At 72.0% G+C, this 15,650-nt stretch carries 14 protein-coding genes; 9 read left to right on the top strand and 5 right to left on the bottom strand.

Annotated elements, in window-relative coordinates; genetic code table 11:
* Positions 1-151 precede the first annotated feature (151 nt).
* Positions 152-670, top strand: a complete 519-nt coding sequence (locus ACZ42X_RS09535) for a MarR family winged helix-turn-helix transcriptional regulator (RefSeq protein ID WP_468286256.1) — start codon at positions 152-154, stop codon at positions 668-670.
* Between the two features lie 50 nt (positions 671-720).
* Here ACZ42X_RS09535 and ACZ42X_RS09530 read toward each other — a convergent pair whose 3' ends face one another.
* Both ACZ42X_RS09530 and ACZ42X_RS09525 read right to left on the bottom strand, forming a co-directional pair.
* Positions 721-3,177 (bottom strand): ABC transporter permease, encoded by a 2,457-nt coding sequence (locus tag ACZ42X_RS09530; RefSeq protein WP_468286253.1) that lies wholly within the window; start codon positions 3,175-3,177, stop codon positions 721-723.
* The gene (locus ACZ42X_RS09525; protein WP_468286250.1) at positions 3,171-3,908 is read right to left on the bottom strand and encodes an ABC transporter ATP-binding protein; all 738 of its coding nucleotides are present in this window, start codon (positions 3,906-3,908) and stop codon (positions 3,171-3,173) included. Before ACZ42X_RS09525 ends, ACZ42X_RS09530 begins: the two co-directional genes overlap by 7 nt.
* Before the next feature lie 278 nt (positions 3,909-4,186).
* Between ACZ42X_RS09525 and ACZ42X_RS09520 the strand changes: the two genes are divergently transcribed.
* From ACZ42X_RS09520 to ACZ42X_RS09490, 7 genes are all read left to right on the top strand, one after another.
* The gene (locus ACZ42X_RS09520; protein ID WP_468287446.1) at positions 4,187-5,449 is read left to right on the top strand and encodes a sensor histidine kinase; all 1,263 of its coding nucleotides are present in this window, start codon (positions 4,187-4,189) and stop codon (positions 5,447-5,449) included.
* On the top strand, positions 5,422-6,081 hold the full coding sequence (locus tag ACZ42X_RS09515; protein ID WP_468286247.1) for a response regulator: 660 nt from the start codon (positions 5,422-5,424) through the stop codon (positions 6,079-6,081). The genes ACZ42X_RS09520 and ACZ42X_RS09515 overlap by 28 nt, the downstream gene beginning before the upstream one ends.
* A gap of 16 nt (positions 6,082-6,097) precedes the next feature.
* Positions 6,098-6,250 carry a hypothetical protein gene (locus ACZ42X_RS09510; RefSeq protein ID WP_468286244.1) on the top strand — a complete coding sequence of 51 codons (153 nt, stop codon included), beginning with the start codon at positions 6,098-6,100 and terminating at the stop codon, positions 6,248-6,250.
* A 217-nt stretch (positions 6,251-6,467) separates the two neighbouring features.
* Entirely contained in the window at positions 6,468-7,754 is a 1,287-nt protein-coding gene (locus ACZ42X_RS09505; RefSeq protein ID WP_468286241.1) for a sensor histidine kinase, read from the top strand.
* Between the two features lie 209 nt (positions 7,755-7,963).
* A complete protein-coding gene (locus ACZ42X_RS09500; protein ID WP_361425795.1) occupies positions 7,964-8,119 on the top strand; it encodes a hypothetical protein in 156 nt (51 codons plus the stop codon).
* A 163-nt stretch (positions 8,120-8,282) separates the two neighbouring features.
* Positions 8,283-8,930 carry a LuxR C-terminal-related transcriptional regulator gene (locus ACZ42X_RS09495; protein ID WP_468286239.1) on the top strand — a complete coding sequence of 216 codons (648 nt, stop codon included), beginning with the start codon at positions 8,283-8,285 and terminating at the stop codon, positions 8,928-8,930.
* Positions 8,931-9,071: 141 nt separating this feature from the next.
* Positions 9,072-11,660 carry a helix-turn-helix transcriptional regulator gene (locus ACZ42X_RS09490; RefSeq protein WP_468286237.1) on the top strand — a complete coding sequence of 863 codons (2,589 nt, stop codon included), beginning with the start codon at positions 9,072-9,074 and terminating at the stop codon, positions 11,658-11,660.
* An 89-nt stretch (positions 11,661-11,749) separates the two neighbouring features.
* Here ACZ42X_RS09490 and ACZ42X_RS09485 read toward each other — a convergent pair whose 3' ends face one another.
* Positions 11,750-13,243 carry an AMP-binding protein gene (locus tag ACZ42X_RS09485; protein ID WP_468286234.1) on the bottom strand — a complete coding sequence of 498 codons (1,494 nt, stop codon included), beginning with the start codon at positions 13,241-13,243 and terminating at the stop codon, positions 11,750-11,752.
* A 171-nt stretch (positions 13,244-13,414) separates the two neighbouring features.
* Here ACZ42X_RS09485 and ACZ42X_RS09480 point away from each other — a divergent pair, with 171 nt between their 5' ends.
* The gene (locus ACZ42X_RS09480) at positions 13,415-13,669 is read left to right on the top strand and encodes a phosphopantetheine-binding protein (protein WP_468286231.1); all 255 of its coding nucleotides are present in this window, start codon (positions 13,415-13,417) and stop codon (positions 13,667-13,669) included.
* Between the two features lie 46 nt (positions 13,670-13,715).
* Here ACZ42X_RS09480 and ACZ42X_RS09475 read toward each other — a convergent pair whose 3' ends face one another.
* Both ACZ42X_RS09475 and ACZ42X_RS09470 read right to left on the bottom strand, forming a co-directional pair.
* On the bottom strand, positions 13,716-14,621 hold the full coding sequence (locus ACZ42X_RS09475) for an ACP S-malonyltransferase (RefSeq protein WP_468286228.1): 906 nt from the start codon (positions 14,619-14,621) through the stop codon (positions 13,716-13,718).
* Positions 14,622-14,742: 121 nt separating this feature from the next.
* Complete coding sequence (locus ACZ42X_RS09470; protein WP_468286225.1) at positions 14,743-15,642, bottom strand: proline iminopeptidase-family hydrolase; 900 nt, start codon at positions 15,640-15,642, stop codon at positions 14,743-14,745.
* Positions 15,643-15,650: the final 8 nt, after the last annotated feature.

The raw sequence follows: 15,650 nt of genomic DNA, 5'->3' as shown, positions 1-15,650 counted from the left end.
CCGCTCGAATGACGCCGACCGTACCGCCGCTTTCGCACACGCGTCTCCCCCTGTGGACAACTCGCTGTGGATAACCCGCGCGCCACGCGGTACCCGCCTCATGCACACCCCAGACCGCACACGCCGCACACCCCCAGAGGAAGGCCGACCGATGCCCGGGGCGCGCCACGAGTCCGTCCGCGACGTCCGCGACCTCCACGAGGTCCACGAGGTCCAGGTCCACGACGCCCGCAACGAGGCCCTCGACGTCATCCAGCGCGAGCTCACGGCGTTCGCCCGCCGCGCCCGCGCCGCGGCCGCCCGGCTGCACCCGGAGCTGCCCCTCGTCTCGTACACGCTCCTCGCGCACATCGACCACCGCCACGGCTGCCGCGCCACCGACCTCGCGGCCCACTACATGCTCGACAAGTCGACCGTCAGCCGCCAGATCGCCGTCCTGGAGAAGCTGGGCCTCGTCGAACGACGCCCCGACCTCAACGACCACCGTGTCCAGGTCCTGCACCCCACCGAGGCCGGCCGCCGGCTCCTCTCCTCCACCCACGCCAGCCGCCGCGCCGCCTACGAGGCCCGCCTCGCCGACTGGTCCACGGAGGACCTCGACCGTTTCGCCGCGTACCTGCTCCGCTACAACGCCGCGGCCGACGCCCCGCCTCCCGACACCGGCCGATAGGGGCTGCCGCCACCGCGCCGGCGTCTGTCAGGGGTCAGGGGTCACTCCCGTCACTCCCGTACGCCCGCCAGCTCCACGGCCCTGCGCCGCAGGGCAAGTCCGGCGGGGGCGACGGCCGAGACCACGGCGAGCACCGCGCAGGCGCCCACGGTCGTGCCGATCACCGCCCACGGGATCTCGATCGAGGTCCACACCGACAGCAGGCCCAGGGCACCCCACATGCCCATCAGGTTGAGCACGGCGACCAGGAGTCCCAGCACCCCGCCGACCGCGACCACCATCAGCGCCTCGGCGCCCACCAGGCGCAGCACCTGCCACGTCGTGGCCCCGGCCAGGCGCAGTACGGCCAGGTCGCGGACCCGGTCGGAGGTCGCCATGACCATGGTGTTGGCCAGCGAGATGCCCGTGTAGAGGAGGGCGATGCCGAGGACCAGCAGGAAGCCGAGCCGGGTGGTCCGGTTGGTCTCGGGATAACTGGCCTGCACCCACTGGTCCTTGGTGAAGACCTGCCCGCCCGAGGCCCGCAGGGCGTCGCGCAGCCCCGCTGCCACCGCGGCGGTGTCCGCCCCGTCCGCGAGGCCGACGTCGACCCGGTCGACGGGCGCGCCCGGAGCGTTGCGCGGCGTGACGTACACGCCGTTGTCACCGGTGCCGATGGCCATCACCGCGGCGATCCGCAGCGACTTCTTCGTACCGTCACCGCGCCACACGTCCACCCGCTGCCCCACGGAGTGCCGTTCCCACTCCTCGTTGACGATGATCGAGTCGTCGTCGAGGTCGCTCACCCTCCCGGCGGCGACCGGCAGCCGGGTGGTGGCGGCGAGCAGCGCGGGGTCGGCCGCGCGGGCGTCGGACCTGACGAGCGCCACGCCCTCCTCCAGGACGTACACGGCGCTCGGCGAGGTCGCCGACACCACGGCGCCGGACACGGCACGCAGCTTCTCCAGCGTCGCCCGGTCGAAACCGGCGCCGCCCGCCGGGGTGACCACGAAGTCGGCGGCCGTCTGCTCGCGCACCTCCGTGGCCTTCGCCTCGTTCAACGTGGCGGTGGCGCCCAGGAGCGAGCCCGCCAGCGCGACCGTGACCAGGACGGGCGCCGCGACGGCGGCGGTGCGCCGGACACCGGCGGAGGCGTTCTCCCGCACCAGCATGCCGGCGGCGCCGGGAAGCTGGGCCGGCAGCCAGGCGATCAACCGGGCCAGCGGCCGCACCAGCACCGGCGCGAGCAGCGCCACCCCGGTGATCAGCAGCATCGGCCGGCTCACATAGGTCTTGCGGTGCAGCAGGTCACCCGGGTCGTCCAGCAGGGCCAGCCCCAGCGTCACGGCGGCGGTCAGCAGCAGGGCCCCGCCGAACAGCCAGCGGCCCCACGTCATGGCCTTGGTGTCCACGGACGCCTCGCGCAGCGCCTCCGTGGGGCCGGTCCTCCCCGCCCGCCAGGACGCGGCCACCACACCGCACAGCGCGACGAGCAGGCCCGTCCAGAAGGCCATGTGGTACGGCCAGGTGTAGTCGCCGATGGTGAACCAGCGCGGCGCGAGTCCGCCGTCCACGACCCACGCGGCCAGCCGTGGCGCCCCGTACGCGCCGAGCACGCACCCGGCGGCGGAGGCGAGCACGCCGACCACGAGGGCCTCGGCGAACACCATGCGGCGGAGCTGCCCGGGCGTCGCGCCCGCGGTACGCAGCAGCCCGAACTCGCGGCGCCGCTGGGCGACGGCGAACGCGAAGGTGGACGCCACCACGAACACCGAGACGAACCCGGTGACGCCGCCGGCGGTACCGAACATCGCGTTCATCGCGGTGAGGGCCTCGCTGTCCCGCTCGGGGTCGGCGTCGGCGAACCGGCGCGCGTCGCCGGTGAGGACCTGTACGCCCTCACTGCCGCGCACCGCCTCGCGCACGGCCTCGGCGTCGGCGTCCACCACGAGCTGGGTGCTGTGCGGCGCCAGTTCGGCGGCGCGGCGGTCGGTGTAGAAGACCGCGTTCTCGAAGCCGGGTCCGTCGACCGTGCCGACGACCTGGACGGTCCCGCCGTCGGTCCTCGCCCGGGAGCCCGGTTCGGCCCAGTCACCGCTGATGACGACCTCGTCGGCGGCGCGGGGCGCGCGTCCCTCGTCGAGGCGGTACGGGGTGAAGGCGGCGGTGGACCAGGGGTGGCCCACCAGGTCCCGGGGCCCTCCTTCGGCCCGTACGGCGAACGACCGGTCCTCGACGACTGGCCCGAGCTCCTTGAGCTTCGCGACGGCCTCCTCGGGCACGGGGCGCGGATGTGCGAGCTTCTGTACCCGGTCGCCGATCGAGGTGGGCACCCGCAGAGTGTCCGCGCCCTTGACGACGACGGGCGCCGCGGCGAACCGCTCGGGCTTGCGTTCGGGGGCGTCCAGCGACGACGCCAGGGCCAGCCCCATGACGGCGATCAGCGCTACGCCCAGGGAGAGGGCGACGAAGCTGCCGACGAACGTGATCCAGCGGGTGCGCAGGGTGCGCAGGGCGGTGCTCAGCACGGCACGGCCTCCAGCCTGGTCATGCGGGCGGCGATCTCCTCGGCGGAACCGCCGATCAGCTCGCCGTTGACGCGCCCGTCGACGAGGAAGACGACGCGGTCGGCGTAGGAGGCGGCCACCGGGTCGTGCGTCACCATGATGATCGTCTGGCCTTCGTGGTCGACCATCCCACGCAGCAGGGCCAGCACCTCGCGGCTGGTCTGCGAGTCGAGCGCGCCCGTCGGCTCGTCGCCGAAGAGGACTTCGGGGCGGGTGATCAGCGCGCGGGCCAGGGCGACCCGCTGCTGCTGGCCGCCGGACATCTCCGTCGGCCGGTGCCGCGCCCGGTCGGCGAGCCCTACCTGCCGGAGCACCTCGCGGACCCGGCCCTTCGGGGGGCGGCGGCCGGCGAGCCGCAGGGGCAGCGCCACGTTCTGCTCGGCGGTCAGGGACGGCAGCAGGTTGAACGCCTGGAAGACGAAGCCGATGCGCTCGCGGCGCAGCAGGGTCAGTTTGGTCTCGCTCAGCTTGGTCAGCTCGGTCCCGCCCACCGTCACCGAACCGGACGTGAGCCGGTCCAGGCCCGCCGCGCACTGCAGCAGCGTCGACTTGCCGGAGCCCGAAGGGCCCATCACGGCGGTGAACGTCCCCCTGGGGAAGGAGAGCGAGACCGCGTCCAGGGCGGTGACGGAATGGTCTCCCGTTCCGTACCGTCTGGTGGCGGAGCGCAACTGGATCGCGTCGTTACTCATCTGTCCCCACTCGTGTGGTCTCGGTCCTCCCGCGCCTCTGGGCGGGACGGAAGCTTGGGGAAGGGCGCCGGCCAGGCCATCCCAACGGACGCCGCGCTGCCTCCCCCTCTTCCGCGATGTCTCCACGAAACCGCGCAAGGGCACCGCCACGCAGTACGGCAGGAACGAGACTTGGAGTAGGGCAGGCCCTACCCCGGATGCACCGGCTGGACCGATGGCACCGCACCGCATGCGGCTCCTACGGTGATCCCATGCACCCCCGGAATGTGTGGCAGGCCATGTCCCGGCCCGGCTTCCTGCTGTCGGCGTGGCCGTGGCGCTCGGTGGCGTATCTCGTCACCGGCTCGGTGACGGGCGTCGCCGTCCTGGTGGTGATGGCGACCGTGGCCGTGCTCGGCGCGGCCCTCGCCATCCTCCTGGTGGGCCTGCCCCTGCTCGTCGTCGTCGCCCTCGCGGGGATCCCGGTGGCCTGGGTGGAGCGGCGCAGGCTGCGCCTGGTCGACGTGGACCCGACGGCCGGCCAGCACCGGGAGCCGGCCCTGCCGGGGTTGTGGAACTGGCTGACGACCCGCCTGCGCGAACAGGCGACCTGGCGGGAGCTCGGCTACACGCTCCTGTTCGCCGTCCTGTTGTGGCCGGTCGACGCCCTCGTGGTGACGGTCGCGCTGCTCTTCCCGGTGTCCATGGTGGCCACACCGTTGCTGATGGCCACGGTCGGCGACGGCCATGAGGCGAAGGTGCTCAAGCTGTGGACGGTCACCACCTGGCCGGCCGCCTTCGGGGTGGTCGTGCTGGGACTCGGCCTGATGGCGCTGGGCGCGTACGTGCTCGGGGTCGCGGCGGGTGCCCGCGGCGAGCTGACCCGGCTCCTGATCGCCTCCCGGGACGGGGACCTGGGGGCCAAGGTCGTCGAACTGGCGCGCTCCCGCGTCCGGTTGGTCGACGCCTTCGAGGCGGAGCGGCGCCGCATCGAGCGCGACCTGCACGACGGGGCCCAACAGCGGCTGGTGGCCCTGACGATGACGCTCGGCCTCGCCCGGCTGGACGCGCCGCCCGGCCCGCTCGCCGACCAGTTGGCCAAGGCCCACGAGGAGGCGGGCAAGGCGCTCGCGGAGCTGCGCGAGCTCATCCACGGCATCCACCCCAAGGTCCTCGCGGACTACGGCCTGGAGGCGGCGGTCGCCGACGCCGCCGACCGCTCCGTGGTGCCGGTGGACGTCGACCTCGAACTGCCCGGGCGGCTCCCCCAAGCCGTGGAGGCGGCCGCGTACTTCGTGGTCTGCGAAACGCTCGCCAACATAGCGAAGCACAGCGGCGCCACACGGGCGCGCGTGACGGGCGGTCACCGCGACGGCCGGCTGTCCCTGGAGGTGCACGACGACGGCCGCGGCGGCGCCGACGCCTCCGCGGGCAGCGGGCTCACCGGTCTCGCGGACCGGGTGTCGGTGCTGGATGGCAGACTTTCCCTGTCCAGTCCGCCGGGCGGACCGACTCTGTTGCGTGTGGAGTTCCCTTGCGAGTGGACCGATCGCTCCGCGTAGTACTGGCCGAGGACAGCGTGCTGTTGCGGGAAGGCCTCATCGGCCTGCTCGAGCGCTGTGGCCACGAGGTGGTCGCGGCCGTCGGCGACGCGGAGGCGCTGGTCGCCGCCGTCGGGGAGCACGCACCCGACATCGTCGTGACGGACGTGCGCATGCCGCCCGGCTTCCAGGACGAGGGGCTGCACGCGGCCGTGCGTCTGCGCGAGAAGCGGCCCACCCTGCCGGTGCTGGTCCTCAGCCAGTACGTGCAGCGGGCCTACGCCTCCGAACTCCTCGACTCCGGCGACGGATCGGGCGTCGGCTACCTGCTGAAGGACCGGGTCGGCCAGATCGAGGAGTTCGTGAACGCGCTCCACGAGGTCGCGAACGGCGGGACCGTCGTCGATCCGGAGGTGGTGCGCCAGCTGCTGCGCCGCCGCCGTGACCCGCTGGAGCGCCTCACCCCACGCGAGCGCGAGGTCCTGGCCCTGATCGCGGAGGGCAAGTCGAACGGCGCGATCGCCCGCGACCTGGTGGTCTCCGAAGCGGCGGTCGGCAAGCACATCAGCGGCATCCTCACCAAGCTGGACCTGCCGCCCACGGACGAGACCCACCGCAGGGTGCTCGCCGTGCTGGCCTACCTGCGGGCGTGACCCGAGCGCACGACGAGTGATCGGCTCCCTCATCGCCGCCTTCCTGGCCGCCCTCCTCATCCGGTACCGCAACGGCATCTACCGCCGCCTGTACGAGGAGGAGACGCGCGACGAGGACCACGACGGCATCCCGGACATCAACCAGCGCACCGCCGCGACCGAGCGCTGACCCGGCGGCGGCCCGAACTCCCCCAAGGGGGATAGGGGCCGCCCCGGTACACGTGCACCCCCACACGGTCGGTCCTGCCCTGCGCCGGGAGGCAAAGGGCGAAGACAGGGGGTGATGCCAGGTACACCCCTACTCGGGCTCCGACACCAGTGACCTCGCCGCCTCAGCCCGTCATGCTTGCATCGAAGCCGAGAGCAGAGGCCCTAGGAGGAGCGACGTGAGCAAGGCGAGGATCCGCGGCACCCTGCTGGCCGGTGTGCAGGGGCTGAGCGTTGCCCTTGTCGCACTCGCAGGAGGGATCACGCTCCTCTCCCTGGCGGTCCTGTCGATCGTCCTCATCCCCGTCGGGGTCGGTGTCCTCACGACACCGATCGTCCTTTCCCTGGTGCGTGCCCACGCGAACTCCCGCCGCCGGCTCGCCGCGCAGTGGGCGCAGGTCACCATCCCCGTTCCGTACCGGCCCTTCCCCGACGACGTACGGAGCGGCCTCGCCGGGCGGCTGGACCGCTGCGGCCTGATGCTGAAGGACCCGGCCACCTGGCGCGACCTGGGGTGGCTCCTGGTGGACCTGACCGCCGGCTTCGTCACCGCCTTCCTGCCCCCCGCCCTGCTGGTGTACGGAGTGCACGGCCTCCTGCTGCCGGCAGGTCTGTGGATGCCCCTCTCCGACGGCGAGGCCAGGAACTGGTACACCTTCGTACCGGTCACCGGCTGGGGCACCGCCTTTCTGGCCGCTCTGGTCGGCGCGGGGCTCCTCGCCCTCTGCAGCCGTGTCGGCCGGCCGCTGCTCCGCTTCCACTTCGTACTCAGCCGTGCTCTGCTGGGCCCCCCGAGAGAGGTGGAGCTCATCCAGCGCATCGACCGGCTCACCGAGACCCGCCACGAAGCCCTGGACGCCTCAGCCGCGGAACTGCGCCGCATCGAGCGGGATCTGCACGACGGTGCACAGGCCCGGCTCGTCGCGATGGGCATGAGCTTCGGCACGATCGAAATGCTGATGGACAAGGATCCCCAGCAGGCCAAGGCGCTGCTGGCGGAGGCCCGCAAGTCCTCGGCGGAAGCGCTCTCCGAGCTGCGCGACCTGGTGCGCGGGATCCATCCGCCGGTGCTGGCGGAACGAGGCCTGCCCGATGCCGTACGGGCGCTGGCGCTGCGGATGCCCATGACCGTCGAGATCGACATCGATCTGCCCGGACGAGCCGAGGACCCCATCGAGTCCGCCGTGTACTTCGCGGTCAGCGAGATACTCACGAACGCCGCGAAGCACTCGGGTGCGAACCAGCTGTGGATCGCCATCCACCACGGCGACGGACTGCTGCGGGCCAGTGTCACCGACAACGGCCGCGGCGGGGCGGTGGCCGGCGCGGGATCCGGACTGAGCGGGATCGAGCAGAGGGTCGGCGCGTTCGACGGCGTGGTGGCCGTCAGCAGTCCGGCAGGGGGGCCCACCACGGTGACGCTGGAGATCCCCTGTCCGCTGGCCGCCCAGACCCACACGGGTTAGCGGCTCGGTCCGCACGGGAATAGTTCGCATGCGATCCACGCGGCACTGCTCGCGAACGCAGAGACGTGAGACGTCGACGGATGCCGGGAGGATGCGTGCGGGTTCGGCCAGCGCCTGGGGTGACGGTGTTCCTGTCGGAAGACGGGTACCTGGAGTTGTTCTCGGAGGCGGCCTCGGCGCGCCTTCGGTGCAGTCCGGCGGGAGCCGCCATGTGGATCGCGATCTGCCAGCACGATGGTGACCGCATCGCCGCTGCGGACACCCTCGCCCGGATCTGGGAGAAGGATCGCGCCAACATGCGAGCGGACGTGGACCTGTGGGTCAACGAGCTTCTGGACGCGGGCTTATTGAGTTACGAGCCTTGATCGAGAGGACCGGCCCGTCGACCCGTGTCGCACGGTGGCCGGTGGGGCGACTCGAAACCGCATGGGGAACCGGCCGGGCTCGGTAGATTCGTTCGCACATTCACCGGAGTACGCGTCGAGCGGTCCCCGGGTGTTCGACGATTGCCGATCCTGGAGCGCTGCCGTGCGAGTTGTCCTGGCCGAAGACCTGTTCCTGTTGCGAGACGGCCTCGTGCGACTGCTGGAGGCGTACGACTGCGAAATCGTCGCGGCAGTCGACAACGGTCCTGAACTGATGCACGCGCTCGTCTCGCTGAAACCGGATGTGGCGGTGGTGGACGTCCGGCTCCCTCCCACCTTCACCGATGAAGGACTGCAGGCCGCTCTCCACGCACGGCGGCAGATCCCCGGTCTTCCCGTCCTCGTGCTGTCCCAGCACGTGGAGCAGTTGTATGCCCGCGAGTTGCTCGCGGACGGCAGCGGAGGCGTCGGCTATCTGCTCAAGGACCGGGTTTTCGACGCCGCACAGTTCATCGACACGGTGCGGCGCGTGGCGGCCGGAGGAACGGCCATGGACCCACAGGTGATTTCCCAGCTTCTGGCGCGCAACACCAACGAGGAGCCGGTCGGCACTCTGACGCCCCGGGAGCGCGAGGTGCTGGAGCTCATGGCGGAGGGCAGGTCCAACGCGGCCATCGCCCAGCGCATGGTCGTCACCGAGCGCGCCGTGGCCAAGCACACGTCGAACATCTTCAGCAAGCTGAACCTGAGCCCGTCGGACGACGACAACCGCCGGGTCCTCGCCGTGCTGGCCTACCTCAACCGGTCCTGAGGCACGTCCCGGCGGCTCCTGCGGCTGCCCTGCTCCAGGCCCCCTGGCCCCCTAATCCATCGGCGCTCTACCTCTCCTGTAGGACTCCGCCCGAAGGGTGGTCACCGTAGAGGGGTACAGAATCCGACGACGGGGGTCAGGATGAATCTGGTGGGCAGGGCATCGGTGATCGATGCCGGAATAGAGGTACTCACGGAGTGTGAGGCGGGTGAGTTCCGGACGCTTCTCGTCGAAGGCCCCGCGGGGTGCGGCAAGAGCGCCGTGGTGGACACTCTCGCCGACCTGGCCCGCACGGCAGGGGCCGTCGTGCTCGGTGCGGTCGGCTCTCCCGCCGAGCGCGAAGCGCCGCTCGGCGTCCTGCGCCAGATGGTGTGCAGCGACCCGGCGGTCGCGCAGCCGTCCCTGACGGCGGATCCGGACCGCGCCGCGCGCACCGAGGCCATGCGGGACTTCTCCCTGCAGTTGCGGGAGCTGGCCGAGGACGGCCTGGTGCTGCTGTACGTCGACGACGCGCAGTACGCCGACGACCTCTCGGTCCAGTACCTGCAGTACCTCGCACGACACGCCCGGACGTCCAGGGTGCTGCTCCTCGTCGCCGTCTCGCCCTATACGGGCCGGTACCCGGAACTCGCGACGGAGCTGATGCGTCAGCCGGGATCCCGGCGGTTCCGGCTCGGCTGCCTGTCCCCCGACGAGACCGCGGAAGCCGCCGGGCGGCCCTTGCCCGGTGAGCACCTGCACGCGGTCACCGGCGGCAATCCGCTTCTCCTGCGGGCCCTGCTGGCGGAGCCGACCGGGCTCGGCGAGGGCCCTCTTCTGGAGGAGCCCGCGTCCGAGCGCGGCGGTCCGTTCTCCCAGGCCGTCGTCACCTGCGTCCAGCGCAGTGGTCCGACGGCCCCGGTCGTGGCCCTCGCCGCCGCGGTGCTCGACGAGTTCTCCTCGCCCGAGCTCGTCCAGCGACTGCTCGGCATCGCTCCGGCCTCGGTCGACCGGGACCTGGCCGCGCTGCGGGCGGCCGGCCTGCTGACCGGTGCCCGCTTCCGGCACCCCGCGGCACGGACCGCCGTCCTCGACGGGGCGTCCGGACACCGGCGCGCGGCACTGCACCGGCGCGCGGCACTGCTGCTGGACCGGGACGGCATGGCGGCCACAGCGGCGGCCGGTCAGCTGCTGGCCGCAGCCACCCACGCCGGTGACGTGCCGTGGCACGCCACCCAGGCCGAGACCGACGTACTGCGGGAGGCTGCGGAGGACCTCCTGTCCCGGGACGAGGCACGCCAGGCCGTCCGCCTCCTCGAACTCGCCGTGGAGGTGTGCCCGGACGAGCGGCAGCGGGCCGCGGTGCGGATCCGGCTGGCTCGGCTCAGCTGGCGGTTCAGCCCGGCCGCCACCGAGCGCCGACTGGCCGATCTGCTGAGCGGTCCCCACCCCGGCATCGAGCACGCGCAGCCACTGGTGCAGTTACTGCTCACGCACGGCCGCGTCCCCGATGCCGCCCGGCTGCTGGACGGGCAGGACCCGGCCGCGGCCGGGGCATCGCTCGTCGACACCGCCTTCGCGACCGGCACCGCCGGCGTCGAACGCCTGCTGCAGGAGACACGGCTGACGGACGCCACGGTCGAACCGATCACCCAGGCCCTGCGCTCGCTGGTGCACTCGGACCACCCCGAGCGCGCCGTGCCGTGGCTCCGGAACCTGGTGCGGGAGGCGGAGCTGCGCGACGCACCCGGCTGGAGCGCCGTCTTCGCGTCCCTGCACGCGGAAACGCTGCTCCGCATGGGCGACCTGCGGGGGGCCTGCACGCACGCGCAGGCCGCCCTGGACCATCTGCCGGAGCGGACCGGGTGTTCCTTCCGGTTCGCGCCGACCGCCGTCCTCGTGCGCGCGCGCACCCTGATGGGGGAGAGCACTGAGGCAGCGCGACTGGTCGACCAGCCCGGGCCGCGCCACCTGTTCTCCGGGATGTACGGCCTGGGCTTCCTGCGGGCCCGGGGGCTGCACCTGCTGGCCTGCCAGCAGCCGCAGGCGGCGTTGGCCGACTTCATGGAGATCGGTCACCTGATGGAGCAGTGGGGCGTCGACCGGCCCGCGCTCCTGCCCTGGCGTACCGACGCGGCCGAGGCGCTGCTACGCCTGGGCCATACGCAGCGGGCCGAGCAGCTGGTGCTGCAGCAGATGGCCCTGCCCGATGCGCGGCGGCCGTGGGTGCGGGGCCTGTCCTTGCGCATGCGTGCCCTGACGTCGTCCTCCGCCAAGCAGCGCGTGGTGCTGCTGACGCAGGCCGTCGACGAGCTGCACCGCTCCGGCGACCGCCTGGAGGCGGCGCGCGCCATGGCGGAGCTCGGGCAGGCGATGCAGAGCGAGGGCACCGCGCCGGCGAAGGGCAGCGCGTTGATCCGCACGGCGTGGAACCTCGCCAAGGAGTGCGAGGCGGGGACACTGTGCCGGGAGATCCTGCCCGACGCGCCGCTCTCGGACGCCCAGACCGACCCGGCGCTGCGCGAGCCGGATGCCTCCCGGTCGGCGGCCCGGCTGAGTACGTCCGAGCAGCGGGTGGCCACGCTCGCGGCGCAGGGACTGACCAACCGGGAGATCTCCGCCAAGCTCTATCTGACGGTGAGCACGGTCGAGCAGCATCTGACGCGCGTGTACCGCAAGCTGCAGATCAGCTGCCGCGGGGAGCTGCCGGTGAACCTGGCGATGGGCAGCGGCCGCCCTGTCGACTGGTGAGAACGTGCGGTGTGCGGTTCCGGCACCGCACACCGCCTGCGCGGCGGGGCTCACCTCGACGATGAGCCCCACCGCGGCGGGCCGCCGGCTCAGGACCGCAGCAGCTCCGCCGCCCGGGCGGCCAGGACCGGACGGTCGACCTTGCGGTTGGAGTTGAGCGGGAACTGCGCGACGTGCTCGTAGTGCCGGGGCAGCATGCCTTGGGGCAGGAGCTCCCGCAGCGCCCGGGCCAGCTCGGCGGGGCGACGTATCCGGCCGGTGTAGAAGACGACGAGCTCGGTGCTGCCCTCCACGGGCCGAGCCACGGTGACGACGTCCTCGACGCCCTCGCAGGCGCGCAGCGCGTGATCGACCTCGGCCAGCTCGACCCGCCAGCCCTGCACCTGTACCTGCGAGTCGAGCCTGCCGAGGTAGACGAGTTCGCCGCCGGGCAGCCTGCGTACCCGGTCTCCCGTGCGGTACCACAGGCGGCCGTCGCGTTCCGCGAACCGGCCGCGGTCGTCCTCGGGGTCGAGGTATCCGGCGGTCATCTGCGGCCCGGTGATGAGCAGTTCGCCCTCCACGTCGTCCTCGCTCCCGTCCTCGGCGAGCAGTACGTGGTCGTGACCCTCGTGGACGGAGCCGATCGGTACGAGCCCGTTGACCGCCAGCCGCGGTGACGACTCGGGGTCCCAGCGGTGCCCGGTGATGGTGACGGTCAGCTCGGTCGGGCCGTAGATGTTCTCCAGGACCGATCCGGGCGCCGCAGCGTGCCAGTCGGCAGCGTCGGTGCAGCGCAGTGCCTCCCCGGCGAAGAAGCTCCAGCGCAGTCCGGGCAGGGACCCGGGCCGGAGACCGCCCATGCGCCGGATCAGGGAGATGGCGCTGGGGGTGGAGAACCATACGGTGATGCCTCGCTCGGCGAGGTGGGCCGGGATGTCGCGGTAGGCGGCCGACGGCACCGCGTCCACGGTGGCACCCGCACCCCAGGCGCAGAACAGGTCGAACATCGCGCAGTCGAAGTTGAGGTCGAAGGTCTGTGTGAAGACGTCGTCGGGGCCGAAGTCGTAGCGGGCGTCGAGGAGCCGGAAGTAGGCGTGGGTGCTGCCGTGCGTGATCGGCACGCCCTTGGGGCGGCCCGTGGAACCCGAGGTGAACAGCAGGTAGGCCACGTCGGACGCGTCGACCGGGCGCGGCGCCGTCAGCGCCCGCGCGGGGTCGGCCTCGACGACCGGGACGTCCGGCGCGTCGCCGTAGATCTCCCGCAGCGCCGCACGCCCGAGACCGTCCGCGATCACCGCCTCGGTGCCGCACACCTCGAGCATGCGCCGGGTGCGGGCGGCGGGGAAGCCGGGGTGCAGCGGTACGACGGTGGCACCCGCGTACAGTCCGGCGAGGATGCCGACGTACGCGGTGACGCTCTTGCCGGACAGCACGCCCACGGTCTTCGCCGATCCCACGGAGCCGGCCATGATCAGGGCTTGCTCGTGCAGCGCGCGGTAGGTCACCTCCTCGGTGCCGATCCGCAGCGCCGGGCGGTCCGGGGACAGGGAGAGCCCTCGAAGGAAGCGCTGGTGGAGGGCGTGCTGCTGATGCTCGGTCATTCTTCCTCCGGAGATCCGCGAGGTCCGGGGTCCGCGGGCGGCGATCAATGCCGGCCCGTGGTCCGGGCCTGAAAGTTAGGGGTGCGCAACGGGTGCCCCTGGGTCCGTATCCGCTCGTAGCGTCCATTCCTGGAAACCGACGAACGGCATTGCGGGAAGGGTGGATTCACCATGTACTGGGACCAGCGTTTCGAGGAACTGCTCAGGGAGTACCTGCCGTTCCTCACCGCCGAGGACGATCTGACCCCCGACACCGCACTGCGTGACGCGGGGCTGGACTCGCTGGCCACGGTGGAGCTGCTGGGGGCGCTGGAAGCGGCGTACGACGTCAAGTTCATGGACGAGGCGCTGAAGCCGGAGACCTTCGCCACCCCCGCCTCGCTCTGGGGGGCGCTGCGTTCGATGACCGGGGCCTCCACCGGCTGAGCCGCCCCGGCCGCATACCGGGCCGGGGCTGCCCGGGACACGTGTCTCAGGCGGCCGCGGCGCGGCGGCGCGGCATCATGGCCCGTCTCGGGTCGGCCTTGATCACGTCGAAGCGCTTCGCCGCCACCGGAACCCGGGAGAACAGAGCGTCCTGGCCGGCGACGCACAGCCGGCCGATGCCCTTGTCCCTCAGGGAGGCGAGCGTGACGGGCCAGTCGACGGGGCGGACGCAGCCGTCCAGCAGCATCGTGCGCACCTGCTCACCGGTGGTCAGCAGGGCCCCGTCGTGGTCGGCGACCACGGGAATCACCGGGTCGCGGAACTCCAGGCCCGCCATGACCTCGGACTCCGTCCTGCGACGCAGGCCCCCGAAGGCGGCGGAGTGCATCGGCGGCTCCATCACGTACAGCGGCAGCCCGCCCACGGCGCGCAGTCGCTCCCGCAGCCACTCGATCCCGGACGTGCGCAGCGTCACCATGGCGAAGTCCTCGTCGACGACGCACGTCACGTCGTGCCACTCGCCCCGCTCGGTCAGTTCCGCCAGCACCTCCCTCAGCGCGGGCGGAGGGGTGCGGGCGAAGGAGAGGGTCGCGACCCGCTCCGAATACTCCTCCGCGAAGAACGCGTCGAGGCAGCGGGCGAACCTCGCGGTCAGCCGCACGCCGTCGGCGAACGAGAGCGCCCCGGAACGCACCGCCGTGGCCTTGCCGCCGAAGCTGGGCCCGGTGCAGTAGAGCGGATCGAGGCCGAACTCGGCTTCCGCCCACCGCGCCAGCGCCAGGCAGTTCACCATGAACGCGAGCTGCGCGTATTCCGAATAGTCGCCCTCCGCCTCGCTGAAGCGGTCGAAGAGCGAGTACCCGAGGACCTCGTCCGCTTCCGCGTACAGCTCCCGGGCATACGGATTGACCAGCATGAACTTGGCCACCTCGGAGAACGGGGAGGGCCCCATTCCAGGAAATACCAGGGCAGTGCCCGTCCGGTCGTCAGTCTCCATGGCTCTCAGTCTCCGGTCGGGGGCGCCGCGTCAAGAACCCCTATCAGCCCCTTAGCGGTACCGGTCGGCAGCGGCTTCACAGGCTTTTCAGATACGTGGTCAGCACCTCGTGGAAGGCGTCGGGCTCCTCCAGGTGGGGCAGGTGGCTCGACTCCTCGAAGATCACCCAGCGGGCGTCCGGTATCAGGTCCTGGTAGGGCTGGACCGTCTTCGGCGTGGCCTCGTCGTACCGGCCCGAGAGGATCAGGGTGGGCACCGCGATGTCGGGCAGGCAGTCCTCCACGCCCCAGTCGCGCAGGCTGCCGATGACATGGAACTCGTTCGGCCCGTTCATGGCGTAGTACACCGTCGGGTCGTTGTAGACCTCGTAGAAGGACGCCTGGTACTCGCGCGGCCACGGCTTGAGGCGGCAGACGTGCTTCTCGTAGAAGACCGTCATCGCCTCGTAGTACTCCTGGCTGTCCGTGGTGTCGGCGGCTTCGTGCCGCAGGAGCGTGTCGTTGACGCCGGGCGGCAGCTGGGACCGCAGCACCGCCATCTCCTCCAGCCACAGCGGGTAGGAGGCCGGGGAGTTGGCGACGACCAGGCCGCGCAGCCCGGCGGGCCGGGCCGCGGCGTGCCGGGCGACCAGCAGACCACCCCACGACTGCCCGTACAGCACGTAGTCGTCGGCGACGCCGAGGGCCGTGAGCAGGTTGTCCAGCTCCGCCAGGAACAGGTCCACCGTCCAGAAGTCCGCGCCCCGGCCCGGCAGATGAGTGGAGCCCCCGTTGCCCAGTTGGTCGTAGTGGACGACGGGGTGGCCCTCCTCGGCGAGCCTGGCGAGCGGCAGCAGGTAGTCGTGAGTGGACCCGGGTCCGCCGTGGACCACGACCACGGGCGGGAGCCCGCAGCCGAGGTCTCCGGTGACGCGGTACCACGTCTTGTACTCGCCGAACGGAACGGATCCTTTGGCACTCGGTGCCGGCAACGCCATGTCCCTCA

This window comes from Streptomyces sp. NPDC030862, from assembly GCF_055571835.1.
Note: the sequence above shows the minus strand (reverse complement) of the source record. Positions and strands in the feature narration are given on the sequence as shown.